This is a genomic window from Haloarcula ordinaria, assembly GCF_029338275.1.
Lineage (GTDB): Archaea > Halobacteriota > Halobacteria > Halobacteriales > Haloarculaceae > Haloarcula > Haloarcula ordinaria.
This window is the reverse complement of sequence record NZ_CP119789.1, coordinates 2,957,785-2,981,852: the sequence shown is the minus strand read 5'-3', so window position 1 is coordinate 2,981,852 and position 24,068 is coordinate 2,957,785. Positions and strand designations below refer to the sequence as shown.

23 protein-coding genes, 1 tRNA gene and 1 pseudogene are annotated in these 24,068 nt (G+C 66.9%); 7 read left to right on the top strand and 18 right to left on the bottom strand.

What is annotated here, in order from left to right:
• Position 1: 1 nt before the first annotated feature.
• Entirely contained in the window at positions 2-868 is an 867-nt protein-coding gene (locus tag P1L41_RS15675) for a mechanosensitive ion channel family protein (RefSeq protein WP_276296653.1), read from the bottom strand.
• Positions 869-1,028: 160 nt separating this feature from the next.
• Between P1L41_RS15675 and P1L41_RS15670 the strand changes: the two genes are divergently transcribed.
• Positions 1,029-3,281 (top strand): NADP-dependent malic enzyme, encoded by a 2,253-nt coding sequence (locus P1L41_RS15670; RefSeq protein WP_276296652.1) that lies wholly within the window; start codon positions 1,029-1,031, stop codon positions 3,279-3,281.
• 41 nt (positions 3,282-3,322) lie between these two features.
• On the opposite strand, the gene P1L41_RS15665 is transcribed toward P1L41_RS15670, so the two are convergent.
• The 8 genes and pseudogenes from P1L41_RS15665 to P1L41_RS15630 all read right to left on the bottom strand — a co-directional run bounded on the left by P1L41_RS15665 (position 3,323) and on the right by P1L41_RS15630 (position 8,764).
• Positions 3,323-3,574 carry a DUF8015 family protein gene (locus P1L41_RS15665; protein WP_276296651.1) on the bottom strand — a complete coding sequence of 84 codons (252 nt, stop codon included), beginning with the start codon at positions 3,572-3,574 and terminating at the stop codon, positions 3,323-3,325.
• Positions 3,575-3,845: 271 nt separating this feature from the next.
• Positions 3,846-4,499: a ribonuclease H family protein gene (locus P1L41_RS15660; RefSeq protein ID WP_276296650.1), complete on the bottom strand. Its 654-nt coding sequence runs from the start codon at positions 4,497-4,499 to the stop codon at positions 3,846-3,848.
• A gap of 46 nt (positions 4,500-4,545) precedes the next feature.
• Entirely contained in the window at positions 4,546-4,788 is a 243-nt protein-coding gene (locus P1L41_RS15655; protein WP_276296649.1) for a DUF8028 family protein, read from the bottom strand.
• Positions 4,789-4,975: 187 nt separating this feature from the next.
• The gene (locus P1L41_RS15650) at positions 4,976-5,389 is read right to left on the bottom strand and encodes a DUF8009 family protein (RefSeq protein WP_276296648.1); all 414 of its coding nucleotides are present in this window, start codon (positions 5,387-5,389) and stop codon (positions 4,976-4,978) included.
• Positions 5,390-5,434: 45 nt separating this feature from the next.
• Complete coding sequence (locus P1L41_RS15645) at positions 5,435-5,872, bottom strand: pyridoxamine 5'-phosphate oxidase family protein (RefSeq protein WP_276296647.1); 438 nt, start codon at positions 5,870-5,872, stop codon at positions 5,435-5,437.
• Between the two features lie 439 nt (positions 5,873-6,311).
• Positions 6,312-6,758 (bottom strand): annotated as a pseudogene (locus P1L41_RS15640) (metallophosphoesterase family protein); the annotation flags it as partial.
• Positions 6,759-8,126 (bottom strand): AI-2E family transporter, encoded by a 1,368-nt coding sequence (locus P1L41_RS15635; RefSeq protein WP_276296646.1) that lies wholly within the window; start codon positions 8,124-8,126, stop codon positions 6,759-6,761.
• A gap of 32 nt (positions 8,127-8,158) precedes the next feature.
• Positions 8,159-8,764: an HdeD family acid-resistance protein gene (locus P1L41_RS15630; protein ID WP_276296645.1), complete on the bottom strand. Its 606-nt coding sequence runs from the start codon at positions 8,762-8,764 to the stop codon at positions 8,159-8,161.
• A gap of 786 nt (positions 8,765-9,550) precedes the next feature.
• Between P1L41_RS15630 and P1L41_RS15625 the strand changes: the two genes are divergently transcribed.
• Positions 9,551-9,679, top strand: coding sequence for a hypothetical protein (locus tag P1L41_RS15625; protein WP_276296644.1), 129 nt, complete (start codon positions 9,551-9,553; stop codon positions 9,677-9,679).
• Positions 9,680-9,872: 193 nt separating this feature from the next.
• On the opposite strand, the gene P1L41_RS15620 is transcribed toward P1L41_RS15625, so the two are convergent.
• Positions 9,873-10,017 (bottom strand) — tRNA-Met (locus tag P1L41_RS15620).
• Positions 10,018-10,157: 140 nt separating this feature from the next.
• On the opposite strand from P1L41_RS15620, the gene P1L41_RS15615 reads away from it, so the two are divergent.
• The gene (locus P1L41_RS15615; protein ID WP_276296643.1) at positions 10,158-11,144 is read left to right on the top strand and encodes a DUF7115 domain-containing protein; all 987 of its coding nucleotides are present in this window, start codon (positions 10,158-10,160) and stop codon (positions 11,142-11,144) included.
• Positions 11,145-11,151: 7 nt separating this feature from the next.
• Here P1L41_RS15615 and P1L41_RS15610 read toward each other — a convergent pair whose 3' ends face one another.
• Positions 11,152-11,526: a DUF5830 family protein gene (locus P1L41_RS15610; protein ID WP_276296642.1), complete on the bottom strand. Its 375-nt coding sequence runs from the start codon at positions 11,524-11,526 to the stop codon at positions 11,152-11,154.
• Between the two features lie 75 nt (positions 11,527-11,601).
• Here P1L41_RS15610 and P1L41_RS15605 point away from each other — a divergent pair, with 75 nt between their 5' ends.
• Positions 11,602-12,264: a TVP38/TMEM64 family protein gene (locus P1L41_RS15605; protein ID WP_276296641.1), complete on the top strand. Its 663-nt coding sequence runs from the start codon at positions 11,602-11,604 to the stop codon at positions 12,262-12,264.
• Here the strand turns inward: P1L41_RS15605 and P1L41_RS15600 are convergent.
• Together P1L41_RS15600 and P1L41_RS15595 are read right to left on the bottom strand one after the other, a co-directional pair.
• On the bottom strand, positions 12,239-14,026 hold the full coding sequence (locus P1L41_RS15600) for a PAS domain S-box protein (RefSeq protein WP_276296640.1): 1,788 nt from the start codon (positions 14,024-14,026) through the stop codon (positions 12,239-12,241). The genes P1L41_RS15605 and P1L41_RS15600 overlap by 26 nt on opposite strands.
• A gap of 45 nt (positions 14,027-14,071) precedes the next feature.
• The gene (locus P1L41_RS15595) at positions 14,072-14,194 is read right to left on the bottom strand and encodes an HVO_2523 family zinc finger protein (RefSeq protein ID WP_276296639.1); all 123 of its coding nucleotides are present in this window, start codon (positions 14,192-14,194) and stop codon (positions 14,072-14,074) included.
• Between the two features lie 105 nt (positions 14,195-14,299).
• On the opposite strand from P1L41_RS15595, the gene P1L41_RS15590 reads away from it, so the two are divergent.
• On the top strand, positions 14,300-15,802 hold the full coding sequence (locus P1L41_RS15590) for a molybdopterin-dependent oxidoreductase (protein WP_276296638.1): 1,503 nt from the start codon (positions 14,300-14,302) through the stop codon (positions 15,800-15,802).
• A gap of 154 nt (positions 15,803-15,956) precedes the next feature.
• Positions 15,957-16,109, top strand: a complete 153-nt coding sequence (locus tag P1L41_RS15585; RefSeq protein ID WP_276296637.1) for a hypothetical protein — start codon at positions 15,957-15,959, stop codon at positions 16,107-16,109.
• A gap of 135 nt (positions 16,110-16,244) precedes the next feature.
• On the opposite strand, the gene P1L41_RS15580 is transcribed toward P1L41_RS15585, so the two are convergent.
• A complete protein-coding gene (locus tag P1L41_RS15580; RefSeq protein ID WP_276296636.1) occupies positions 16,245-19,409 on the bottom strand; it encodes an adenosylcobalamin-dependent ribonucleoside-diphosphate reductase in 3,165 nt (1,054 codons plus the stop codon).
• A gap of 535 nt (positions 19,410-19,944) precedes the next feature.
• Here P1L41_RS15580 and P1L41_RS15575 point away from each other — a divergent pair.
• Entirely contained in the window at positions 19,945-20,133 is a 189-nt protein-coding gene (locus P1L41_RS15575; protein WP_276296635.1) for a DUF8029 family protein, read from the top strand.
• Here P1L41_RS15575 and trpG read toward each other — a convergent pair.
• From trpG to trpD, 4 genes are read right to left on the bottom strand one after another with little or no spacing between them, the layout of a single operon-like run.
• Positions 20,130-20,780 (bottom strand): anthranilate synthase component II, encoded by a 651-nt coding sequence (gene trpG, locus P1L41_RS15570; RefSeq protein WP_276296634.1) that lies wholly within the window; start codon positions 20,778-20,780, stop codon positions 20,130-20,132. The genes P1L41_RS15575 and trpG overlap by 4 nt on opposite strands.
• Positions 20,777-22,393, bottom strand: a complete 1,617-nt coding sequence (gene trpE / locus P1L41_RS15565) for an anthranilate synthase component I (RefSeq protein WP_276296633.1) — start codon at positions 22,391-22,393, stop codon at positions 20,777-20,779. Before trpE ends, trpG begins: the two co-directional genes overlap by 4 nt.
• Positions 22,390-23,037, bottom strand: coding sequence for a phosphoribosylanthranilate isomerase (locus tag P1L41_RS15560; protein ID WP_276296632.1), 648 nt, complete (start codon positions 23,035-23,037; stop codon positions 22,390-22,392). Before P1L41_RS15560 ends, trpE begins: the two co-directional genes overlap by 4 nt.
• Positions 23,034-24,029 carry an anthranilate phosphoribosyltransferase gene (trpD, locus tag P1L41_RS15555; RefSeq protein ID WP_276296631.1) on the bottom strand — a complete coding sequence of 332 codons (996 nt, stop codon included), beginning with the start codon at positions 24,027-24,029 and terminating at the stop codon, positions 23,034-23,036. The genes P1L41_RS15560 and trpD overlap by 4 nt, the downstream gene beginning before the upstream one ends.
• Between the last annotated feature and the right edge of the window lie 39 nt (positions 24,030-24,068).

Sequence of the window (24,068 nt, the reverse complement as noted above, 5' to 3'; positions counted from 1 at the left end):
GTCACTCGGGCACGTCAGCCACCGGGTCGTGGACGGCCAGGTCGCCCGAGAGCGCGTGCTGGCTCGTCTCACTCAGGTCGATACCCTCCTTTCGACAGGCTTCGTGGACCCCGCGGATGAACGCCGACCGGACGGCCGGGACCCGGTTGCGCCGGTTGTTCGGCACCCAGACCCGGCCGATGACGACGACCGCGGTGGCCGCGAGGTCCTCTACCGCCACCATCGGCTTGGGGTCCTCGGTGACGTGGTCCAGGTCGCGGGCGACGTTTCTGACGATGGCCTCCAGGTCGTCCAGGTCGGTGTCGTAGCCGACGCCGAACTCGTAGGAGACGCCGATGGGGCCGGTCGAGGTCTCGTTGATGACCGCGCTGGTCGCCAGGTCGGTGTTCGGGACGATGATGCGCTCGTTGTCTGGCGTCCGTACCCGCGTGACCCGGAGGTCGATGTCGACGACGACGCCCCGATTGCCGTTCCACTGGATGGTGTCGCCGACGTTGACGTCCGGGTCGGTGACGATGAAGGCTCCGGAGACGAAGTTGCCCAACACGTCCTGTGCGGCGAGACCGACGGCGATGGTCACGCCGGCGGCCACGAGCGTCGATCCCGCGAGCGTCCCCTGGAACCCCGCGAGACTGGCCGCGACCACGACGGTGAGGACGACGACCAGGAGATGTGAGGAACTCACGAGGGCACTCTCGAGCGTCCGGTCGATGTTCGACCGCCCCAGCGTCCAGCGGACGGTCGGGACGACGACGAGCCGGCCGACGGCGTAGATGAGGGCCGCGGCGATGAGGAACTCCGCGCCGTCTTCGGCGAGTTGCCCGTAGGTCGAGGCGAGGTCACCCGAGAACGGGTCCGGAATCTGCATGGCGCTTCTTCAAACCGGGGCTACATGAATGTCAGGCGGCACGTCCCGACCGAGAACCGCGAAGCGACGCGAATCACACGACGGTACGTCGTCTGTCGAACTATCGACCGTCGTTTGACGCAAGGAGGGCATTTTTATTCGGTGGGTGTCACCTCCTGCTATGGGACTAGACGAAGACGCTCTCGACTATCACAGCCAGGACCCACCCGGCAAGATTGAGATTGCGACGACGAAACCGACCAACACACAGCGCGACCTCTCCCTGGCGTACTCGCCGGGCGTCGCCGCTCCCTGTTCGGAGATCGCGAAGAACACCGAAGACGCCTACACCTACACCGCGAAGGGGAACCTCGTGGCCGTCGTCTCGAACGGCAGCGCGGTCCTCGGCCTCGGCGACATCGGCCCCGAGGCGTCCAAGCCGGTGATGGAGGGCAAGGGCGTCCTGTTCAAGCGGTTCGCGGACATCGACGTCTTCGACATCGAACTCGACGCCGACGACGCCGACGGGATGGTCGATGCGGTGAAGGCGATCGAACCGACCTTCGGCGGCATCAACCTGGAGGACATCGCCGCCCCCGACTGCTTCGAGGTCGAACAGCGGCTCAGCGACGAACTCGATATCCCCGTCTTCCACGACGACCAGCACGGGACGGCCATCATCTCCGGGGCGGCGCTCATAAACGCCGCCGACATCGCCGGGAAGGACCTGGAGGACCTGAAGATCGTCTTCTCCGGGGCCGGCGCGTCGGCCATCGCGACCGCCCGCTTCTACGTCTCGCTCGGTGCCCAGAAGTCGAACATCATCATGTGTGACTCCACGGGCATCATCACCGAGGAACGGCAGCGCACCGAGGACCTGAACCGGTTCAAGGAGGAGTTCGCCCGGGACATCCCCGAGGGCGACCTCGCGGACGCACTGGAGGGCGCCGACGTGTTCGTCGGCCTCTCCATCGGCGGCATCGTCTCCCAGGAGATGGTCCAGTCGATGGCCAGCGACCCCATCGTCTTCGCGATGGCGAACCCCGACCCCGAGATCAGCTACGAGGACGCCAAGGCCGCCCGCGACGACTCGGTCATCATGGCGACGGGGCGCTCCGACTACCCGAACCAGGTCAACAACGTCCTCGGGTTCCCCTTCCTCTTCCGGGGCGCACTCGACGTCCGCGCGACCGAGATCAACGAGGACATGAAGGTCGCCGCTGCGGAGGCGCTCGCGACGCTCGCCCGGCAGGACGTCCCCGACGCCGTCGTGAAGGCCTACGGCGACACGCCGATGCAGTACGGGCCGGACTACATCATCCCGAAACCGCTCGACCAGCGCGTCCTCTTCGAAGTGACGCCGGCCGTCGCCCAGGCGGCCGTCGACTCCGGTGCGGCGCGAAAAGAGATCGACCTCGCGTCCTACGCCGAGCAACTGGAGGCCCGCCTCGGGAAGTCCCGCGAGATGATGCGGGTCGTCCTCAACAAGGCCAAGAGCGACCCCAAGCGGGTGGTCCTGGCGGAGGGCCACGACGAGAAGATGATTCGGGCCGCCTACCAGCTCGTCGACCAGGGTATCGCCGACCCCGTCCTGCTGGGCGACGCCGACCAAATTGAGGCCACGCGGCGTCGGTTCGGCCTCGAGTTCGAGCCCACCGTCGTCGACCCGGAGACGGCGGACGTCGAGGCGTACGCGGACCGACTGTACGAACTTCGACAGCGGAAGGGCATCACTCGCCGCGAGGCGGACGAACTGATCCGGAACGGGAACTACCTGGGGAGCGTGATGGTCGAGATGGGCGACGCCGACGCGATGCTGACCGGGCTCACCCACCACTACCCGTCGGCCCTGCGGCCGCCCCTCCAGGTCATCGGGACGGCCGAGGACGCTGACTACGCGGCCGGCGTCTACATGCTGACGTTCAAGAACCGGGTCATCTTCTGTGCGGACACGACGGTGAACCAGGACCCGAGCGCGGAGATTCTGGCCGAAGTGACGCGCCACACCGCCGACCTGGCTCGCCGGTTCAACGTCGAGCCGCGAGCGGCAATGCTCTCGTACTCGAACTTCGGCAGCGTCGACAACCCCGGAACCCGGAAACCCCGGCGGGCCGTCGACCGACTCCGAAACGACTCCCGTGTCGACTTCCCCGTCGACGGCGAGATGCAGGCCGACACGGCCGTCGTCGAGGATATCCTCACCGGCACCTACGAGTTCTCGGACCTCGACGACCCCGCGAACGTGCTCGTCTTCCCGAACCTCGAAGCGGGGAACATCGGCTACAAACTGCTCCAGCGACTCGGCGGCGCCGAGGCCACGGGTCCGATGCTCGTCGGGATGGACAAGCCGGTCCACGTCCTCCAGCGCGGCGACGAGGTCAAGGACATCGTGAACCTCGCCGGCGTGGCTGTCGTGGACGCACAGCAGGAGTAAGGCCGCCCTCGGAACCGGTCTTCGGACCACCGACGCCCCGATTACGTAGACCGCCGACCGCCAGTCGGCGGATTGAGGAAGAGCGCGTCGACGACACAGAGTACCCCGACGATGGCGCCACCGGTCAGCGCCGTCGGTAGCGGGACGTCGAACAGTCCTGACACGGCCACCGGCAGGACGAACGCGACCGGGATGAGCGCGAGGACGAGGTCGTATCTGCTCACCGACGCAAACGGGGACGGCTGTCCGCGATACTCGGTTCCGCGGTCGTATCGTCTGTCACCGGTACGCATCGGTCCACCTCCCGAACTCTGCTAGGGGTCGATTCGTTCTAAATTTTTCTCTCGTGACCACGAGGGAACCTTCCACGACTCTCCATCGAGTTGTTTCAGACTATTTCGATAACTTATCGACCGGATTATCGCTCACGGGCGGCTATCCTCCTCACTGGTACTGTGCCACGTACGCGTCTCGTGAATCGACGATAGCAGAACAGCGTGCCCGTCGAACGTCAGTGGCGAGGGTCCCCCAGCGGGGGGTCGCCGACGGCCGGCAACCGGGCGGTCAGTCTGAGGCGCCGCGTTCGGCCCTGGACGGAGGCGGGACCTGCTCGTCGGTGGCTCGCAGCCCAGGGCGGACACAGCGGTCCGCCTCGCCGTTGACGTGGGCGTACTGTTCGGGGGCGTTCGCGAGCGGGTGTGCCGGGTTCCGGTCGCCGGAGATGCGTGCGGCCCGAATCTCCCGGAACCCGTTGATACGCGCCTGGATGCCACGCCAGTGGAGTCCGGTCCCTCGCGGGACCGACACCGTGTGCGGCGGGTCGTACGCGGACCCGTGTGTCGCCAGGACCTCGGCGTTGACGTTCGCCGCGAGCTGGTCGTGGTCGATGAGCAGTCCGACCCGAGCGTCCGGCGGCGCACGCGCCGCGAGGACGTCGAGTCCGAGGTGGAGCGCGCGGTACTCCGCGACGTTGTTGTCCGGGGCGGTGTCGGGTACCGACAACCGGACGACGCGCTCTCCGTCTATCGTTTCGACGACGACACCGAGGCCCCCGGAGACGTCCTCCGTGCCTGTTGTCGAGACGCTCCCGTGCGGTCTGAACGACCCGTCGGTCGCGATGTAGAAGTCTCGGTGATGGCTGCGCGGCGGGTGCGCAATGTGAGGGGTGGGTGATTCGTCGAACAGGTCTCGAAGTGACGGCCGGCCGTATGCGGCCATACGGCTACTTACTCCACCGACATTATAAATATTCCCCGAGCGGGGGTCAGTTCCCGCGGTGGGCGTGACCGACCAGCAGCGCGACGGCATTACAGGCGACCAGGGCGACGAACGCCGTCCGCGTCGACGCTGACCCCAGTCCCGAGAGGAGGAGCGGGACGTAGAGGAAAGGGAGGGCGATGGCTGTCCAGAAGGCGATGCCACGGATGGGTACCAGGAGGGACTCGCTCGAGGCCGGGACCGACCGGTCGAGCAGGGCGAACAGCTCGTTTGCTGAGGAACTCGACATGAGGGCTCACTCAGGTGTTGCAGTGGGATTATCTTATAACGGTGTGAGAGTTCGATACGTTTCGCCTCGTTTCACGTTCGCGGAGTGGGGAACACGACCTTTCATCACCGATAGAGGCACGTCGAGACGTTTTACGAAGGTGTCTCAGGCGGTAATCTCGCTCCCACAGTCCACACGCTTGCCCCGTTCAGGGCCCGAGTATCGCGACCTCGACCTCGTGGCCGACCGCCGGAAGCTCGACGCTGTCGACCACGTGCTCGGACACGGCGTCGCGCCACTCGGCGACACGTTTCTCGTGGTAGGTGCGGTGGCGCTCGACGCTGTAGGACTCGTCTGCGTGCTGGCGCAGTTCGTCTTCGGTCACGTCCGGGTCCGGGTACGGCGGCGCCGACTCGCGGAGCAGCGCCTCGGGCTGGACGTGGAGCGTCCCGTCGTCGTCGGCACCCTCGTCGACCACGTGCAGGCGTGCTCGCATCCGCCCGCTGTACGGTGGCGTCGCCCGGAGGACGACTCGTTTCGTCTCGCGCTCGTTCGCCTCGACCGCCGCGACGAGGTCCTCGGCGTGAATCGCGAGCGCGCGAATCGCTGCGGGGTCCGTCATGGGTTGCCAGTACGGGCCCGGGGTACCAAAACTACGCGCTTCGCGCTACATCCGGTCGGTGTAATCCCACGAGTGGAGTCGGTCCGGCGAAATCGTGATGGCGACCTCCCGACGGTCCGGCGCGAGCAGTCGCTCGGCCAGCGGCGACTCGGTGTCGTCGAGGTAGCGTTCGATGAGCCCGCACAGTACCGTCTTCTCCCCGTCCACCGCGATACTCGCGGTCCCGTTACCCCTGACACCGCGGTACGGCGGCTCGTTCGTCGACACCTCGAAGGAGACGCGTGTGTCGGCCTCCAGGTACTGGACGACGTCCGCGTCTGCCGACGTCGCACACACGAAGCCGTCGTCGGTGTAGCGGTACCACAGCGACAACATCCACAGGTCTCCGGTCGGTCGCCGACAGCCGAGCCGGAGCGGCACGGTGGTCTCCTGGAGGAACGCCGTCACCGCCTCGGACGTCCACGGACCCGTAACGGTAACCATTATGCGTTCATTACGGACCGCCGCCACGTTAACCCCCGTGTTACCCCTGTTCGCCGTCTCCCGCTGACGGCTCTCGCTCACCGATACTCCCACCCGATAACCGGGACCGTAGTTCGATACGGTCCGCCGTGTGGTTTTCACCTCCGGGAGACGTTGGGTGCGTGTCCGCGCGCTGCCTGCCGACGGCGGTGGCCTGGGACCGAACAGTTGGTGTCCGTCCCGCCGCGGTCACTCCGCCACACTCGGGTCTTCTTGCCTCGTGCCGGCCTCCGTCGCGGGTCCGACGACCGTCTCACTGGGAATCTCCACCCGCTCCGTCGGCGCGCGGGTGAGCAGTCGCTGGAGGAGTGTCTCCTCCCGAGGGTCGGGCTTGTCGAGCACCTCGTACTCGACGAGCACACGCCCGTCGTCGGTCGGGTTGACGCGGACGTAGTTGAGTTCCGAAGTCGGGGATCCGGTTGTTCGGGTCCTCCTGCATGCCGTGTTCGACGTGGAGGACGTGCTTACCGACCGGTCGCTCGATAGAGACCGTCTGCTCTAAGGTCACGTTGTACTTCGCGAGCAGGTCGACGTACTCGTCGTAGGCCGCGAGTTCGTAGTCGTGGTTGCCGGGGATGAGCGTGACGGGGGCCCGCTCACCTGTCGACCGCAACTGTGCGAACAGCTCCGGGTACCGTTCCACCAGCGCGTCGAACTTCGCCGGGCCCTCGACTTCGGTGAACTCCCAGAGACCGAACGCGTCGCCGTTGATGATGAGCTCAGCGTCCTCGTCGCTCGCCTCCAGGTCGCCGAGCAACGCGAGCAGTTCGTCGAGACAGTCCACCTGTCCGAGCTGCTCATCGCCGCCGATGTGGAGGTCGCTGATGAGGTAGTACGTCGTCGCCATCTACGACCCACCGCCCGGGGGTGACTCGTCCTGTGCCACCGCCGTGATGGACGGCGCGGAGTCTGCCTGGCTGGTCTCGACCGACTCGGTGGACGTGGATTCTTCGGGCCGGGCGTCCTCCGCTGTAGACCCTGGATTCGCGAGCCATGGCGCGACGACTCGGCTGAACTCGAAGACCACCACGAGAATCGCCGGAGCCAGGAAGATCCCATACCAGCCAAACAGTATCGGGCCGATGGTGTACGCGAGCATGACGGCGCCGATGTGCAGCGTCCGGCCGCTGACGTACGGCCGGAGCAACTGGTCCGGGATGTAATCTACGACCACGAACGAGACGAGGAAGAAGACGACCGGAAACCAGACCGCGGTCGGGTCGAGGACCAGCGCTCGCACGAGCAGATAGCCGCCGATGGGCCACGTCACGAGTTTGATGCCGATGACCGGGACGAGACTCGCGGCGCCGACCAGGAGCCCCGCGAGTGCGGGTTCGGGGATTCTGACCGTCGCCGGGGCCATGGTGTTGAGAAGGAGGTACGTGAAGACGGCCAGGAACCCCGTGAGGAGCGCGTTCAGGATGTTGCCGAAGAAGACATTCTTGAGGTCGCGGTCGACGGCGACGAGGTAGTCTTCGACGACTCCGTCGGGAGTCAGGAAGGTCCCTCGTGCCCAGCCGGCGATGCGGTAGTCGTCTCTGAGCAGGTAGAACGTGATGATGAGTACGATGAACGCATGCAGGCCGATGGTGAACAGTTCGACGACGACTGCGCTCAGCAACGAGAACGAGCCAGCGAGCACCGATTCGAGTTCCATCTGGGTGAGCAGCAGCGGGTCGGCGATGACCGCCTCCACCGTCCGGGTGACGTCGGCCCCGATGGCCGTCAGATCACCGTACGGCTGGATGAGGCCCGCGACCTGGTCGCCGATGTCGCTATCGACGACGTTCGAGAGCGACCGGACCGCGACGTAGAGCGTCCACCCGATGAGGACGAGGACCGGCAAGGCGACCGTCACCAGCGCGACAGCCACTGCGAGGGTCCGCGACTCGATCCGGTCGTTGATGCGGGCGAAGACGGGACGGGTGACGTAGTAGGCGAACACACCGACGATGAGGGTGCCCACGTACCGCCACGCGACGTAGGCGACGGTGAGGGACAGCACGATAGCGGCCAGCCAGAGCACGATGCGGTCGCGGCGGACCGGTTGGCCGAGCAGGCCACCTGCGAGCACCTCGGCGGGACTCGACGGTGTCTGGCTGTCGCCCGGGTCGTCCCCGGTCTCCTGGCTGCCCGTGGTCGGTGCTGTTGCACTCTCGTCGTGGTCGCCACTCGACGCGTCGGGCGCATCATCCGCTGAATTGTTATCTTCCATCGTTGTCGGAAAACGGGTCGTGTCGCCGCACGTTACCCGGTCTCAGGCTCGCCAGTAGACATCTCTTCTATGCTCGGGGCCACGGGCTCCCGATCGCTAAGGGCGACAGCAATCAGCGTAATACCGGTACTCAGGAGGTTGATTCCGAAGAGGAGGCCGACGGCCCACACGGCGGTGCTGGGAAAGCCAACCCAGAGGAGCCCCGCCAGGACGAACGAGAGCACGCCGCTCCCGACGAACCAGGCCCACTGCGACTCCGGCCGGAGGCGCAGGCCCATGACGGCCTCGACGGCCCCTTCCATGGCAAAGTAGACGACCAGGAGCAGCGTCAGGGTCACCAGGCCGAGAACGGGATTGGTCAGCGTCACGATGCCGGTCCCCGCATAGAGCACCGCCAGGACGACCTGCCACAGCGAGCCGGTCCAGCCCGCAGCTCTGAACGCGTGGGCGATGTGGCCGAGTCCGCCGATGACGAGGAGCGTCCCGAGCAGGAGCGAGAGCCGGATGCCCGTGACGAAGGGTGCGAGTATCGCCACGAGACCGAGAACGGAGATGAGCACCCCCGCGCCCGCGAGGAGGCGCCAGTTCACGCGCTGGGCGTCCACCGCTGTTGACTGTTGCTGTATGTCAATACTCATTAGTTTTCGAGCAGTTCTTTTCATTGGCGAGATGATAGTTGTACTCGTGACACAACTGTATCATGTCCTCGACCTACTCGCCAGCTGCTCCCGGTTCTGTACAGACATAGTCACGTTGCCGATTCGCTGGGTGACCTACAACGATTCGCCATCACGGACCGACGGAACGGTTTGCGGGCTGCTACCGCAGATATAGTAACAAAGTGTAGAGAAATTGACTTGGCAAGGTAGCTCTCGCTTTCTATCACTCAGCCATCTAGTTGTGGAGAGGCCCTATGACGCAAAACGTAACTCCTGACTGGATATTTGGCACCGGGTGAACGAACGCGGTACTCTGGCTGCTCCTCACGGCGCCGCTCCTCCTCGTCAGAATCGGGAGCCTGCTCGCGGGCCGCCCGTTCGAAGCGATGCTCGCGAACGTGACAGTGCCGACACGGAACGTCCGGTTTCGTCGGGTACTCGGTGGCACCAGCACCGGACGGCCGGCGCGGTGCTGGCGCATCTCCCACCGGCCGAAGGCCACGAGCGTGGCCAGACCCACCCAGAGACACCATCTCGCGGGCGAGAGACCGAGTGGCTGGAACAGCATGCCGGGGAGTACGAAGGGGCGAAGCAGCCGAACCCAGCCGTATTGCCCGGCGAGTAAGGACCCGACGATTCCGAGGACTGAGAGGAGCATCCCGCCCACGTCCAGCGAGAGCGACTCGCTGCGGGACGGGGTTGGCAGATACCGAATCGTTAGATAGGCGACAATTACGACGAGGACGAACTCGCCGAGGAAGCCCCATGCCGTCGGTGGTGAGCGTCTCGCCGATCATGGGTCCGACGGCGACGCCGACAGCCGTCACGCCACTGAGCGCCCCGAAGGCCTTCGCGCGGTCGCACCCCGTGTCGTTCTCGACGATTATCGAGTAGGTTATCCGGAGCAACAGTGCAGTCGCTCACTGTCGCGAGTGAGATCGATTTCCAGGGAGGGCTCCGAACCACGGTCAGACTTCGTCTGACCTGCTCCACGCTCACTGGCGTTCGCGTGGACCCTACCGGGTTCTCCGCCTCCCGCGGCATTTTCGTGGCTGTCGCTCACACGAAGTTCGCGACGGATTGAAAATGCCCGGGGAGGGCTCCGAACCCTCGATCTCCGCATGGCCCAGGTCCGGGGTGTGACGAGCACCCCACGGGTCATGTCGGGTAGGTACCGCATGAGTCGTAAGACCCTATGAGTGCGGCGCTATGTCCAGCTAAGCCACCCGGGCGCGGGTGCAATCTGTCGTTGGCCGCTTTCCGTCTTGAAGGTTCTCATCTGCCTGCAGGCTGTGGCCCTCTCACACGGACACCGTCACCCGAGTGACCACCTGACCCCCGGATTTAAGCCATCGGGCAGAAATTTCCCCCCATGGACATTCCAGACCTCGTCCGACAGGAGCTCGGGGACGAGGCTGTCCGGGCCGGCGTGAAACTCGGGGACGAGGACGTCGTCTGTTTCACCCCGACCCGGACGCTCGTCTACCGTGGCGAGGGGTTGCTCAGCGACGAGAAGGTCTCGGCGTACCCGCTCGACTTCGAACGCCTCGCGGTCTCCGAGGGCCGGCGCAAGACAAAGTTCACGCTGTTCTACGTGGACGAGAAGCGCGAACTCACCGTGCCGCTCAACCGTGGTGAGGCGGTGCTCGAACGGGTGCTCGAGGGCAAACTCCAGACGTCGGGGGTCCTCGAGGCCGAGGAGAGCGTCACCGGCGTCTTCCGCTTCAGCGAACTCACCCTCGTTGTCACCGAACGACAGCTGCTCAAGCACATCGGGAACGCCACCTGGGACGCCGACTTCGAACAGTTCCACTTCGACGATATCACCAGCCTGCAGTTCGAGGAGGGGAGCGTCGCGACGGCCATCGTCGTCGCCTTCGGCGACCGACCGGAGCGGATCAAGGCGCCGAACGAACAGGCCCGCGCCGTTCGGAAGGCCCTCGAGGACTCCGTGTTCGCGTACCACGACGTCTCGTCGCTCGACGAACTCGCCGAGAAGGTCGGTCCCGACGAGGACGAGGACGCCGACGGGGCCGGCGGGCTGGGCCTGGAGAGCGGTATCGACCCGCTGGTCAGTTCGGACGATGAAGCCGACGCGGACGAGTCAGACGAAGTCGCCGTGTCGTCTCGCCCGTCAGGTGGTAGCGCGACCGAGTCCCAGGGGCCCGCGGCGGCGTCAGCGACGACAGAGACCTCGCCGGCCCGGTCGACGGACGACTCGGACGGCGACCACGACATCGCGGCCCTCGAGTCACAGGTCGCGGAACTGACCGAGGCGGTCGAGCGGCAGGGCGAGCAGATCCAGCAACAGGAGCAGACCATCAAGCAGCTCATCAAGGAACTCCGACAGGGCCGCTGACGCCCGGTCACTCCTCGTCGCGGCCGAGTACCTTCCTAATACAGGTCGAGCCGAAGGCACCCAGCTCGCCGCCGTCGAACTGCACGAAGTGGCCCGTCGAGATGTCGGCCCCGCAGCGCCGGCAGGTGAACGAGCCCTCGCGGACCACGACGTCGGCGTCGAAGTTCACGTAGGTCCCGCCCGAGCGTGGTCGGACCAGGCCGTCCTCGCGGTCGATGACGCCCCGCATCACGGCGGTGTCGAGAATCTCGCGCTGGAGCTGCGGGTTGGCCGTCACCGTCTCGATGCGGTCGATGGCGTCGGCGACCGACAGTTCGGCGTGTTCGAGATGGGCGAGCAGCTCCACCCCGAGTTCGACGGGGTCCCGGTCGGCGTCAGGCACGCCCACACCTTCACAGGCCGCCGGATTAACGCTTACCACAAGAGGTTTGTCGCTGTACCCCAGTCTCGGAGGTAGATGGACCGCCTCGCGAAACGGCAGGTCGTCGGCTCGGCGGCGCTGGTCGCGTTCGTCGCTGCCGCGACGGCGATTCTCTCCCCGGCGCGAGTCGTCGCGGAGGTCATGCACCTCGCCGACCACCCGGTGTATCTCGCGGGCGTCATCGTCTTCCTCTATCTCGTCCGGCCGCTGTTCGCGTGGCCGACGATGCCGCTCTCGGCGTTCGTCGGCTTCGTCCTCGGCTTCGAGTACGGGTTCCCGGTCGCGCTGATGGGCGCGCTCGTCACCTGCCTCATCCCCTACCGGTTCGCGCGCCGGGCGGGCGAGCAGGGCGGGATGTTCGGCTGGCTCGGTGACTCCGGTCGACAGATAATCGAGGTGACTGGCGAGACCCGCGGTGTCCTCGCCGCACGCCTCTCGCCGGTCCCGGCCGACCCAGTTTCTTACGGGGCCGGCTTCGCAGGGGTCTCGACGCGGCCGTTCGTGGTCGGGACCTTCGTGGGCGAGATTCCGTGGGTCCTCGTCGAGGTACTCGCCGGGGCTTCGATGCGCTCGCTGTCGCTGTCGGGGCTCTCTATCGACGCCCTCCCGCAGCTGGTCGCGCTCTTCGGGGCGATGGCCGTTCTGGTCATGGCCGGGCCGGCCTACCGACACGTCACTGGTCGTCCGGAGTCGTCCTGATCTCGAACCTCGCGCCACCGCCGGCGCTCGTTTCCACGTCGATAGCCCAGCCGTGTGCGTCGACGATATCCGAGACGATGGCGAGCCCGAAGCCCGTTCCGTCGGGGTTCGTCGTGTAGCCACGCTCGAAGACCTGGGCGCGCTCGTCGTCGGGGATTCCCGGGCCGTCGTCCGCGACGTAGAACCCGGTCGTCGCGCCATCACTCCCCTCGATGGTCCCTACCTGCACCGTGACCCTGTCACCGCCGTGCTCGATCGCGTTGAAAAACAGGTTCTCGAACACCTCGCCCAGCCGTGGCGCATCGGCGTCGACGATCGCGGTCGAGTGACACTGCAGCGTCGCCGCCGGCGCGTCGACGTTCCGCCACGCGTCCCGGGCGGCCTTTTCGATGTCGACCGGGACGGTCTCGCTGACGAGTTCCCCTTTCCGGGCGAGCGTCAGCAACTCGTCGATGAGGACCTCCATCCGGCTCGCGCCCTCGGCAGCGGTCTCGAGGTGGCTCAGGTCCTCGGTCGACCGGGCGAGGTCGATGCGCCCCTGGACCACGTTGAGCGGACTCCGCAGGTCGTGGCTGACGACCGACGCGAACTCCGCGAGTCGCCGCTCCCGCTCCTGTCGCTCGGTGATGTCGCGGACGACACCAGCAGAGCCGGTGAACTCGCCGTCTGACTGGGGGAGCAACGCGATGTGGTTCTCGCTGTGGACGTGGTCCCCGCGCTGTGTCACCACGTCCATCTCCAGTGTCGCGTGGTCGGCGCCGCCGTCCAGCAGGTCCCGGATGACCGCCTCACCGGCGCTGACGTCCTCGTCGGTCATGATGCGCCCGATGTGGCGGCCCACGAGCTCGTCGTGCTCGTAGCCCGTCATCTGACAGAGGGCCTCGTTGACGTAGGTGAACCGGCCGTCCGCGTCGAGCGCGTACACCGGGTCACCGACGGCCTCGACGATGGTCTCGTAGCGTTCGAGCTCCGTCTCGCGGGCCTTCCGGTCGCTGATGTCCCGGAGGACGCCGACGGAGCCCACGACCCGGCCCTCGTCGTCGAACAACGGCGTGACCTTGTTCTCGTTCACCGTCACCGTCCCCTCGGCGTCAACGGTGCGCATCTCGAAGCGGCTCCAGGTTCGTTCCTCTGCGGCCGCCAGACGCAGTAGCTGGTCGGCGGCGGTCCGGATGTCCGCCTCTGGCACGAACTCCCGCGCGTCGGCACCGACGATGTCGCGCTTCTCGTAGCCGAGGTGTGACGCCATCGCGTCGTTCGCGGCCTGGACGGTCCCGTCCCTGTCGAGGATGTACATCGCGTCGCCGACGTTCTCGACCAGCGTCTCGTACTGTTCGAGTTTGCGACGGGTCGCAGCCAGCGCCTCGTTCGCCCGTCGCTCGCCGACCACGCGCCGGATTCGATTGGCGAGGACGACGAACTGGTCGGTTCCGCTCTCCTTTGCCAGGAACTCGGTGACGCCGGCGGCGAGCGCGTCGCTCGCGACGCCCCGCTCCTCGGTGAAGAGGACGAAGGGGACGTCGGGCGACTCGGACCGGACGGCATCGAACAGCTCGAGACTCGGGTAGCCGGGCACGTCGTAGTCGCTGACCACGCAGTCGTACGATTCACGCGCCAGCCGGTCGAGCGCAGCGGCCGGGTCTGACTCCGTGGAGACCCTGATGTCGTCGGCCGTCCGCTGGAGGTGGGTCGCGACGAGCGCCCCGAAGTCTGGGTCGCCGTCGACGTGGAGTACACGGATGTCGCCCGTCTCGCCGCTCATTGGTTCAACTAGCGCCACCCGAGGTTATAAACCCGCCACTACCGCTCAGTAGAACGTGTCAGCGCAATCGTAGACCACGCCGTGTTCGGGGCAGACGTACTTGCAGTGGCGGTGGTACATCGGCCGGTCGCACATCGGACAGGGCCGACCGCCCGCGTCGTCGCTCATTGTCGGATTCTCGGACCGGCGGGGCTTCGCTCTTGTGGACTGTCGTCTACAGAGTGGGGTCGAACTGGGAGCAAACCATATTCGCACGGAGCCCTTTGATACACTATGGCAAACGACGTCCTCGAGACGCCCGTCGGACGGCTGCTCGTCAGCGTCGCGGCGGGTGTCGCGGGACTCGCGGGTTCCTACGCCGTTACGGGCTACGCACCGACGTTCGTCGCCTCGCCCGTCGAACGGGCCCTCGCTCGCTCGATGCCGGGCATCGTCGTCTCCTACGCCATCACGTACCTGGGGAGCCTCGGCCAGCGGCTCAACCTCGTGGCGGCGCTCGTCATCGTCGTCGCGTTCATCGCGCTCGCCGCCCGCGCGTCGCTGCTCACCGGGGCCGCGACGAACAACCGCCTCGTCCCCCTCGTCGGGACCGCCGTCCTCACGTGGCTCGTCGCGTTCGTCCTGACGAACGAACCCGTCCTCTCGGCCGGACCGGCGGTCGCGGCGGCGGCTATCGTCGGTCTCGCACAGCTGCTCGACGGGGCGAGCGACCGGCTCACGCCAGTCTCGGAGACGCGGCGCCGCGTGCTCACGACCATCGGCGCCGCGCTCGGCGTGAGCGCACTCGGCTACGCGCTCGGGAACCGTCGGCCGGCCACGGCCTTCGGGGCCGATGCGCCGACGCTCGAGGCCCCGGGTGCCGACCTCACCGACGTCCAGCGGCAACTCGCGACCGCCGATACCAGCTCGTTCCGGATCGACGGGCTCGAACCGCTCGTCAGCGACCGGTTCTACGAGGTCGACATCAACTCCATCAACCCCACCATCGACGCCGAGGAGTGGTCGCTCAGCATCACCGGCGCGGTCGAACAGGAGGTCACGCTCGACTACGACGACATCCTCGAGATGGACGCCGAGAACCGCTTCTCGACGCTGCGCTGCGTCGGCGAGGCGCTGAACGGCTGGAAGATGGACAACGCCCTGTGGACTGGCGTCCCGGTCGACCCGCTGCTGGAGCAAGCCGGCGTCCGGAGCGACTGCGAGTGCGTGATGCTCCGGGCCGACGACGGCTACTTCGAGGAGTTCCCGCTCCCGGCGCTGCGTGGCGGCCTGCTCGCCTACGGGATGAACGGGGCCGTCCTCCCACGGGGCCACGGCTACCCCGTCCGCGCGCTCGTGCCCGGGCACTGGGGCGAGGTCAACGTCAAGTGGCTCACCGAAATCGAACTCCTCGAGCGGGAGGCCGACGGCTACTGGGAGAATCGCGGGTGGCACGGCACCGGGCCGGTCAAGCCCATCGCGAAGCTCCACTACGACGCGGAGCTCGGGAACGGCCGTCGCCGCCTCGCTGGCCACGCCTACGCCGGCCTCCGGGGCGTCTCCCGCGTCGAGGTCTCGACCGACGACGGCGAGACCTGGGCCGAGGCGACGCTGTCGGACCCGCTGCCGGGCGAGGACGTCTGGCGCCAGTGGCAGTACACCTACGAGCGACCGGGACGCCCCCACACGGTCGTCGTCCGCATGGTCGACGGCGACGGAACGGTCCAGACCGACGAGCCCGCCAATCCCTTCCCCAGTGGCCCCTCTGGCTGGGTCTCGAAGCGGTTCTCGGGATAGAAACGCCCTGCTACCGCCGACGTACGGTCTTTCTACTCCGAGCTACTCCGTGAATAACGACATGGTTAGCCCGCAGAGTGGTCGGTCGAAAAGGCATGGACCAGACCGACCGCACCCACAGCGCCGCGCCGCCGGCCCGCCGACGGAGGGCCCGATGAGTCACGAGGAGTTCTTCGACCGGCAGGAGCCCGACCCGGACCCGCTCCCAGACGACGTCGAGATTACGGAGTTCGGCGGCATTCGGGTCGCGTACGTCCCTGGCGAGGGAGAGTCGTGGATCAGCGGTTGGGTGGACGTGCCGCGATAGAAACGCCGACGGCGAAAACGAAACGTAGACTCCGTATGTCACACAGGCCGCGTCACAGTGAGTACTGTGACTGTGTCCTGGGACGACCGCGCGACGGCGTGCGGTCGATACCGGACTGACTCACAGGCGTCACTATCAGCACTCGGACCAGCCACAGGACTCGCAGGTCTTGCAGCCTTCCGAGTAGTACAGCGACAGCGAGCCACAGTCCGGACACTCGGGGCTCTCGCCCGCGTCGATGAGCGCCTGCTGGTCACTGTCGGCAGCCGACCCACCGGCTTCGGCCTCCGGGCCGGTGTCGGACTGCGTCTGGCGCGCACCGGCGTCGACCGCCGTCGGGCCGCCGTCGGTGTGCGTCGAGGGCTCGGCTTCGGCGCGCCCCTCCTCTTCTTCGGCGGTCTCTTCGAGCGTGGTCTGTTGCGGGTAGGCCTTGTCGACCTCGCCGTCGAGGTAGCGACGCAGGGCCGTGCCGATGGCGTCTGGGATGGACTGGATCTGCTCGCCCTTGTCCCAGGCGACCTTCGGCGACCGGATACCCTGCAGCTCGTCGGCGATCTCTTCGGGGTCCACGCCCGAGCGCAGCGCCGTCGAGATGGTCTTGGCCAGCGCTTCGGTGAACGAAGCGGTGAAGCCGCCGGAGTTGCCGATGTTGGCGAACAGCTCGAACGGCCGCTCGGCCGACGGGTCCTCGTTGATGTTGACGTACAGTTTCCCGTAGCCGGTGTCGATGCGCTGGGTGACGCCGTGGAGGACGTCCGGGCGGGACTGCTTCTTGGCGAACTCCGTCTGCTCGCCGTCGGCGACGCTCAGGATGTCGTCGACGGACTCTGCGAGGGCGGCCTGGACGGCCTCGTCCTCGAGGAAGCCCTCGATGCCGCCGAACATCTCTTCGATCTGGGCGACGATCTCGTCGGCGTCCATGTCGGCGAACTCGGCGTTCTGGGCCCGCGTGGTCAGCACCTGCTTCGAGCGGGTGCCGTCGCGGTAGTAGGTGACGCCCTTCCCGCCGTGGTCGTAGATGTACTCGAACACTTCGGCGGCGTCCTCGATGGTCGAGTCGTTCGGGGCGTTGACCGTCTTGGAGATGGCGGAGTCGACGCCCTCCTGGCAGGCGACCTGGACGCCCGCGTGGTCGCGGGCCGAGAGGTCGCCGGTGGTGACGAACAGTTCGCCCAGCGCGTCGGGCACCGTCGAGAGGCCGGCGACGCCGTCGAACCGGTTCTCGGCCATCTGCTCCTGGGCCTCCTGCTTGACGGCCTCGACGTCGACGCCGTTCTCCTCCAGGGCCCGCAGGAAGTAGTCGTCGAATTCGACGAGCATCTCGTCGCCCTGGACGTCGTCGGAGACGTTCTTGTAGTAGGCGACGTTGTAGATTGGCTCACAGCCGCCGGTGGTGTTGCCGATCATCGACGTCGTGCCGGTCGGGGCGATGGTCGTCGTGTTGTGGTTGCGGATGGGGTAGCCGTCGGCCCAGTCGTCGGCGTCCTCGCCGGTCTGTTTCTCGAACCACTCGCGGTACTCCGTGGGGTTCGCGTACTTGGAGTTGTCCCACTCCTCGAAGACGCCACGGTCCTCGGCGAGTTCGTGACTGGCGGCCTTCGAGCCGTGGTTGATGTGGCGCATCAGCTGCCGGGCGACCTCGTTGGCCTCGGGCGAACCGTACTCGACGCCCAGCTGGATGTACAGTTGCGCGAGGCCCATGATGCCCAGGCCGATTTTGCGCATCTCTCGAACCTTTTTCTCGATCTTCTCGACCGGGAAGTCCGACATCGTGACGACGTTCTCCAGGAACCGGGTACCCAGTTCGATGCGCGTATCGAACTCGTCCCAGTCCATCGCGTCGTCGAGGAACGCGTCGATGGCGGCCTCCGTGGAGTCGTACTCGTCGGCGTGGTCCTCGGCCCAGACGCGGTAGTCCGGGGCGTCCTGGGCGGCGAGCGTCGAGAGGTTGATGTGCCCGAGGTTGCAGGCCTCGTACTCCTCTAAGGGCTGTTCGCCACAGGGGTTCGTCGCGAGAATCCGGTGGTCGGGGTGTTTCTCGACGTCGAAGGAGTGCTGTTTGTTGACGCGTTCGAGGTAGATGACGCCCGGTTCGCCGTTCTCGTGGGCGCCCTGGACGATGCGCTCCCAGAGTTTCTCGGCGGGGATCGAGAGCACCTCGCCGGCCTCGACGTACTCGCCGAGGTCGAACATCTCGTAGAGTTCGACGGTCTCGGGGGTGGCGACGTGTGGCTCCTCGGTCCGGGGGTTGGTGAAGGTGAAGTCCTCGCCGTTCTGCAGCGCCTCCATGAAGCCGTCGGTGATGCCCACCGAGATGTTGAAGTTCGAGAGGTGGCCCTCGACGGCGTTCCGGAGGTGCTTGGGGACCTTCCCCTCGTCGTCGATGAGTTCGCGGGCCTCCTCCAGGGCTTCGGCGAAGGAGTTGTGCGTGAAGTCGTCCGGGTCGTTCAGGCGCAGGGTCTCGGCCAGCGAGACGTCCTTGTTCTTGGCGTGGATGAACTGGATGACGTCCGGATGGGAGACGCGCATGACGCCCATCTGTGCACCGCGCCGGGCGCCGCCCTGGGCGATGGTCTCGCACATCTGGTCGTAGGTCCGCATGAACGTGATCGGGCCGCTGGCGATGCCCCCGGTCGACCCGACGGGGTCGCCGTACGGGCGGAGGCGCCAGAACGCGTAGCCCATGCCGCCGCCGGACTGGAAGACCTGTGCGGCCTCCTTGGCGGTCTGGTGGATGTCGTCGATGTCGTCGTCGGGCGAGTCGACGAAACACGCCGAGAGCTGCTGGAGCTCGTCGCCGGCGTTCATCAGCGTCGGCGAGTTGGGCATGAACGAGAGCTGCTCCATCTGCTCCTGGAAGGCGTCGGCTGTCTCCTCGACGTGGGTCCGAATCTCGCCGGGGAGTTCGGGCACGATGGTGTCGTACGCGAACTTGTTGACGTTGTACACGGAGAGCGATGTCTCGGCGTCGTCTTCCGTGCTCGTCCCCGTGCCGAACACCTCGGCGGCGAGCTCGTCGCGCCGCGGGTGGCCGGGCTTGAGCTGGGCCGGCGTGACCGTGATCTCGACGTCCTGTTTCTCGGCCTCGAAGACGGCCTCGGCGAGCGCGATGTTCTTCGCGACCCGCTCGAACAGCGCTTCGGGGCTCTCGACGAGGTCGCCGTTGGCGTCCTTGCGGAGGTAGCGAGCCGGGAGGATGTTGTTGTATGCGTTCCCGGTCAGGCGCTCTTCGAGCGTGTCCCCGTCGGTTCGTTTGATCGGGAGCGTGAGTTCGTCGGCGGAGAGGTCCGCGTTACTCATCTCGCTGTCCTCCCACCCACAGCGCCCCGCTGTCGGTCGATCCCTCGTGTGAATGCTGGCCGAATCCCTGTCATTTCTGGCGGCAGATACGTATTCATGGATGGCGTATAACCCTGTTGAACTGCAAATTCCTGGTTCGTCGTAGGGTACCCGGAGTGGTAACTACGATGGTTGTCTGTCGGTGCCCCTGCTGCGTCGCGCGAACGGACTCGCGTACGAACAATAGGAACGACGGCACGTTATTAATGCTGTGTAGACCGCAGTGAAAGTGAAATCGGGCCCGACAGAACCACCGGACGAGGTTCGAATATCCAGTAGAAATCAGAGGGGGTTTTCGGGTGGAGGTAACCCGGAACGCGTCCCCTTCCTGTTCCAGGGCCGATGTATGTCTGACGCGCCCCCGTCTTGCGGTTTTCGGGTTCAGCGTCCCGGTCGAAGCCGGCCTGTGCGTGCGCTGGCCCGCAGACCCGTTCCGGGTGCCGACGCCCGCCGACTGGCCACGAAGTACTTGTGTCACGGATGCGTCAGGCCACGTATGATTCCCTTACTCCAACTCGGGTCGTTCGCCTCTCCGCCGGCCCTGCTGGTCGGACTGGTCGCGCTGGCCGTGGTCCTGCTCGTCGGTCGCGTCGTGATGAAGGTGGCCTGGCGACTGGTCGTCCTCGCGATCCTCGCCGTGGCGGCGCTGTGGGTGCTCGGGATCTTCGGGTTCCAGATACTCTAGACGTCCGCGAGGAAGTTCCGGATGACGTCGTGCCCCACGGAGGTGAGGACCGATTCGGGGTGGAACTGGACCGCCTCGATGGGGTACTCGCGGTGACGGACACCCATCACCAGGTCTGTCTCGTCGTCGTGATCGCTGCTGGCCGCGGCGTTGGCCGGCGTCGTCGCGCTCACCTCGAAGACGTCCGGGACGTCGAGCGCGACCAGCGAGTGGTAGCGCCCGCCCTGGAACCCCTGTTCGAGGCCGCGGAAGACGCCCTTCCCGTCGTGGGTGATGGGGAACGCCTTCCCGTGGATGGGTTCCGGCGCGCGCCCGATGGTACCGCCGTAGGCGTAGACGGCCGCCTCGAGGCCGAGACAGACGCCGAGCGTCGGTATCTCGGTACTGCGCTCGGTCAGGACGTCCATCGTCACGCCGACGTCGCGCTCGTTTTTCGGGTGACCTGGCCCCGGCGAGATGACGATGGCGTCGGGGTCGTAGGCGTCGATGTCCTCGAGCGACGCGGTGTTCCGGACGACCTCGGTCTCGGCGTACTCGGAGACGTACTCGACGAGGTTGTAGGTGAAGGAGTCGAAGTTGTCGACGAACAGCACCCGGAGGTCCTCGCTTGCGACGTCGTCGGTCGTGGCGACGGAGGCGGAACTCATCGCTGGCCCTCCACACTAGCGTCTCCCTGAGTCTCCGGCGTCTCCTCGATTCGTTCGAGCGCCGTGAGCACGCCGTCCATCTTCTGCTCGGTCTCGACGTACTCGCTCTCCGGGTCGGAGTCGGCGACGATGCCGGCGCCGGCCTGCACCGTGATCCGGTCGCCGGAGTCGTCCCCGTCGGTCGCGCCGTCCTCGATGGTCGCCGAACGGATGACGATGGCGAGATCGGTGTCGCCGGCCCAGTCGAAGTAGCCGACCCCGCCGCCGTAGGGGCCGCGCGGCGAGCGTTCGAGTTCGTCGATTATCTCCATCGCCCGGATCTTCGGCGCGCCCGAGAGCGTCCCGGCGGGGAACGCCGCGCGTGCCGCGTCGAAGGCGTCACAGTCGGCGGCGAGCTGGCCCGTGACGGTGGATTCGATGTGCTGGACGTGGCTGTACTTCAGGACGTTCATGAACTCCTCGACGCGGACGGACCCGGCCTCTGAGACCCGGCGGACGTCGTTCCGTGCCAGGTCGACGAGCATCGTGTGTTCGGCCCGTTCCTTCCCGTCGGCGAGCATCTCGCCGGCCAGCCGTCGGTCCTCGACGGGCGAGTTCCCGCGCGGGCACGTGCCGGCGATGGGGTTCGAGACGACGTGGTCGCCGGCCACCGACACCAGCGTCTCGGGGCTGGCGCCGATGATAGTCAGGTCGTCGTAGCCAAGCAAGTACATGTACGGCGAGGGGTTCACCTCGCGGAGCGCCTCGTAGAACCCCAGCGGGTCGACCTCGCCGTACAGTTCGCGGGTCCGCGAGATGACGCCCTGGTAGATGTCCCCCGAGAGGACGTACTCCTTGGCGCGCTCGACGGCGTCCTCGTACTCGTCTTGCGGGCCCGCGACCTCGTCGGTCCGGGTGAAGCCGCCGGTCGACAGCGGGTCGAGGTCGGCGAGCACTGCTTCGACGCGCTCGGCCTCGACGACTAGTTCGTCGTAGCGCTCGCCGGCGTCCTCGTCCGCTCGGACGACGGGCGTGAACACCAGTTCGACCGAGTCTTCCGCGTGGTCGAAGCGGACCGTCGCCGTGGTGAGGACGAACTGCGCGTCGGGGAACCGCGAGTCGGGCCGGTCGAGTCCGACTTCGTCCAGCCAGAGGTCGTAGACGGCGTCGTACGAGAGGAACCCGACGAGGCCGCCTTCGAGGTGCTGGCGGTTCATCTCGGGGAAACCGCGCAACCCGACGTCGGGCATCGCCGACCGCAGGTCGTCGACGACGTCGCCGCCGTCGGTCGTCACCAGGTCGGCGTACCGGTCGTCGAACACCTCGACGTCGCTCTCCTCGCCGTGGACGGTGACGACTGCTCGCGGGTCGTACCCCACGAAGGAGAACCGCGCGTGGCGGTCGTCTGTCTCCGGGGCGAACGCGCCGTCGGGGTCGCTGGAGGCGACCTTCTCGGCGCTCTCCAAGAGGAACGTGTAGTCGCTCGCGTCCACGTCGCCGGTCCCCCCGGCCAGCGCGGCGTACGCGGCGAGCGGTTCGACGTCGACGTCGAGTTGGGCGGCCGCGCGCACGACGACCGGCCGGTCGGCCTCGGCGAACTCGGCGAACTCCTCGCGGGAGACGTCGAGGCTCACGCCGACACCTCCCGGTCGGCCGCGGCGACGTTCGAGACGAACGCCTCGATGGCGCCGTGGTCTTTCCGACCACCTGACTGCTCGACACCCGAGGCTGCGTCGACGGCGAACGGCCGCACCGTCTCGATGGCGTCACCGACGTTCTCGGGGGTGAGCCCGCCGGCCAGAATCACTGGCACGGAGAGCGACTCGACGACCTCGCGCGTGCGCTCCCAGTCGTGGGTCTCGCCCGTCCCGCCCGCGCCCGCGGCGTCCACCGAGTCGACGAGCAGGGCGTCGGCGTGGTCGGCATAGTCCTCGATATCGTCGCTCTCGGCGTCGACGACGGCGACGATAGACTGCGTGATTCGTCGGTCGAGCGCCCCTAGCTCGGCGGGTGTCAGCCCGTCGTGGACCTGCACGGCGTCGGGTTCGACCGTCTCGACGCGCTTGACGGCCTCCTGGACCGTCCGTGGCATCGTCACCAGCACACCCGTGACCAGCGGTGGGACACCCGCGACGAGGCTCCTGGCCGTTGCTTCGTCGACTTCGCGGGGCGTGTCGACGGGGACGCCGTGGACGACGCCGACGGCGTCGGCTCCGCTCGCGACGACGGCGTCGCGGTCGGGTTCGTTCGTCACGCCACAGAGCTTGACGCGCGTCATTCACCCACCAGGTCGTCGAGTTTGGCCGAAGCCGCCCCGGAGTCGATGGCCTCGCGGGCCAGCTCGACCCCCTCGGCGTGGGTCTCGGCGACGCCGGCGACGTAGATGGCCGCGCCGGCGTTCGCGAGGATGATGTCTCGTTTCGCCCCGGTGACCTCGCCCGAGACGATACCACGGAGGTCGGCCGCGTTCTCCTCCGGGCTCCCGCCGGCGATGTCCTCGATGGCCGCCGACTCGAGGCCGATGTCCTCGGGCGGGAGTGAATATTCCTCGATGTGTTCGCCCCGGACTTCGGCGACGGTCGTCGCACCGTGGATGGCGATCTCGTCGAGTCCTGCGCCGTGGACGACCATCGCGTGCTCGACGTTCAGTCGCGCCAGCGCCTCGGCGACCATCGGGACGAGGTCGGGGTCGTAGACGCCCAGCACCTGCGCGTTCGCGCCGGCGGGGTTCGTCAGCGGCCCGAGGATGTTGAAGACGGTCCGCATTCCGAGTTCCTGGCGCGGGCCGATGACGGCCTTCATCGCCGGGTGGAACACCGGCGCGAGCATGAAGCCGATGCCGTCGCGCTCGATGGCCTCTTCGACCGACGGCGGTTCGGCCTCGACGTTCACGCCGGCGACTTCGAGTACGTCGGCGCTCCCCGACGACGAGGACACCGAGTAGTTCCCGTGCTTGGCGATGGGGACGCCCGCGCCGGCGGCGACGATGGCGCTCGTCGTCGAGACGTTGATGGTGTCGTAGTCGTCGCCACCGGTCCCGCAGGTGTCGACGAGCGTCTCGCGCTGGGGCGAGATGGTCCGGGCGGCGTCGCGCATCCCCTGCGCGAACCCGGCTATCTCGGCCTCCGTCTCGCCTTTCGCCCGGAGCGCGGCCAGCAGCGCCCCGATCTGGGCTTCCGTCGCTTCTTCGAAGACGAGCCGTGCGACCTCGCGTGCCTCGTCCTGTGTCAGGTCCTCGCCGTCCGTGACGCGTTCGATGTACTCCTGCATTGTATCCACCAATGAACTCTTTCGTGTTGTGATGTACAA

Coding starts and splice junctions, on each gene's coding strand:
- P1L41_RS15675 (WP_276296653.1), bottom strand. CDS start 868: ATGCAGATTCCGGACCCGTTCTCGGGTGACCTCGCCTCGACCTACGGG.
- P1L41_RS15670 (WP_276296652.1), top strand. CDS start 1,029: ATGGGACTAGACGAAGACGCTCTCGACTATCACAGCCAGGACCCACCC.
- P1L41_RS15665 (WP_276296651.1), bottom strand. CDS start 3,574: ATGCGTACCGGTGACAGACGATACGACCGCGGAACCGAGTATCGCGGA.
- P1L41_RS15660 (WP_276296650.1), bottom strand. CDS start 4,499: ATGGCCGCATACGGCCGGCCGTCACTTCGAGACCTGTTCGACGAATCA.
- P1L41_RS15655 (WP_276296649.1), bottom strand. CDS start 4,788: ATGTCGAGTTCCTCAGCAAACGAGCTGTTCGCCCTGCTCGACCGGTCG.
- P1L41_RS15650 (WP_276296648.1), bottom strand. CDS start 5,389: ATGACGGACCCCGCAGCGATTCGCGCGCTCGCGATTCACGCCGAGGAC.
- P1L41_RS15645 (WP_276296647.1), bottom strand. CDS start 5,872: ATGGTTACCGTTACGGGTCCGTGGACGTCCGAGGCGGTGACGGCGTTC.
- P1L41_RS15635 (WP_276296646.1), bottom strand. CDS start 8,126: ATGGAAGATAACAATTCAGCGGATGATGCGCCCGACGCGTCGAGTGGC.
- P1L41_RS15630 (WP_276296645.1), bottom strand. CDS start 8,764: ATGAGTATTGACATACAGCAACAGTCAACAGCGGTGGACGCCCAGCGC.
- P1L41_RS15625 (WP_276296644.1), top strand. CDS start 9,551: ATGCCGTCGGTGGTGAGCGTCTCGCCGATCATGGGTCCGACGGCGACG.
- P1L41_RS15615 (WP_276296643.1), top strand. CDS start 10,158: ATGGACATTCCAGACCTCGTCCGACAGGAGCTCGGGGACGAGGCTGTC.
- P1L41_RS15605 (WP_276296641.1), top strand. CDS start 11,602: ATGGACCGCCTCGCGAAACGGCAGGTCGTCGGCTCGGCGGCGCTGGTC.
- P1L41_RS15600 (WP_276296640.1), bottom strand. CDS start 14,026: ATGAGCGGCGAGACGGGCGACATCCGTGTACTCCACGTCGACGGCGAC.
- P1L41_RS15595 (WP_276296639.1), bottom strand. CDS start 14,194: ATGAGCGACGACGCGGGCGGTCGGCCCTGTCCGATGTGCGACCGGCCG.
- P1L41_RS15590 (WP_276296638.1), top strand. CDS start 14,300: ATGGCAAACGACGTCCTCGAGACGCCCGTCGGACGGCTGCTCGTCAGC.
- P1L41_RS15585 (WP_276296637.1), top strand. CDS start 15,957: ATGAGTCACGAGGAGTTCTTCGACCGGCAGGAGCCCGACCCGGACCCG.
- P1L41_RS15580 (WP_276296636.1), bottom strand. CDS start 19,409: ATGAGTAACGCGGACCTCTCCGCCGACGAACTCACGCTCCCGATCAAA.
- P1L41_RS15575 (WP_276296635.1), top strand. CDS start 19,945: ATGATTCCCTTACTCCAACTCGGGTCGTTCGCCTCTCCGCCGGCCCTG.
- trpG (WP_276296634.1), bottom strand. CDS start 20,780: ATGAGTTCCGCCTCCGTCGCCACGACCGACGACGTCGCAAGCGAGGAC.
- P1L41_RS15560 (WP_276296632.1), bottom strand. CDS start 23,037: ATGACGCGCGTCAAGCTCTGTGGCGTGACGAACGAACCCGACCGCGAC.
- trpD (WP_276296631.1), bottom strand. CDS start 24,029: ATGCAGGAGTACATCGAACGCGTCACGGACGGCGAGGACCTGACACAG.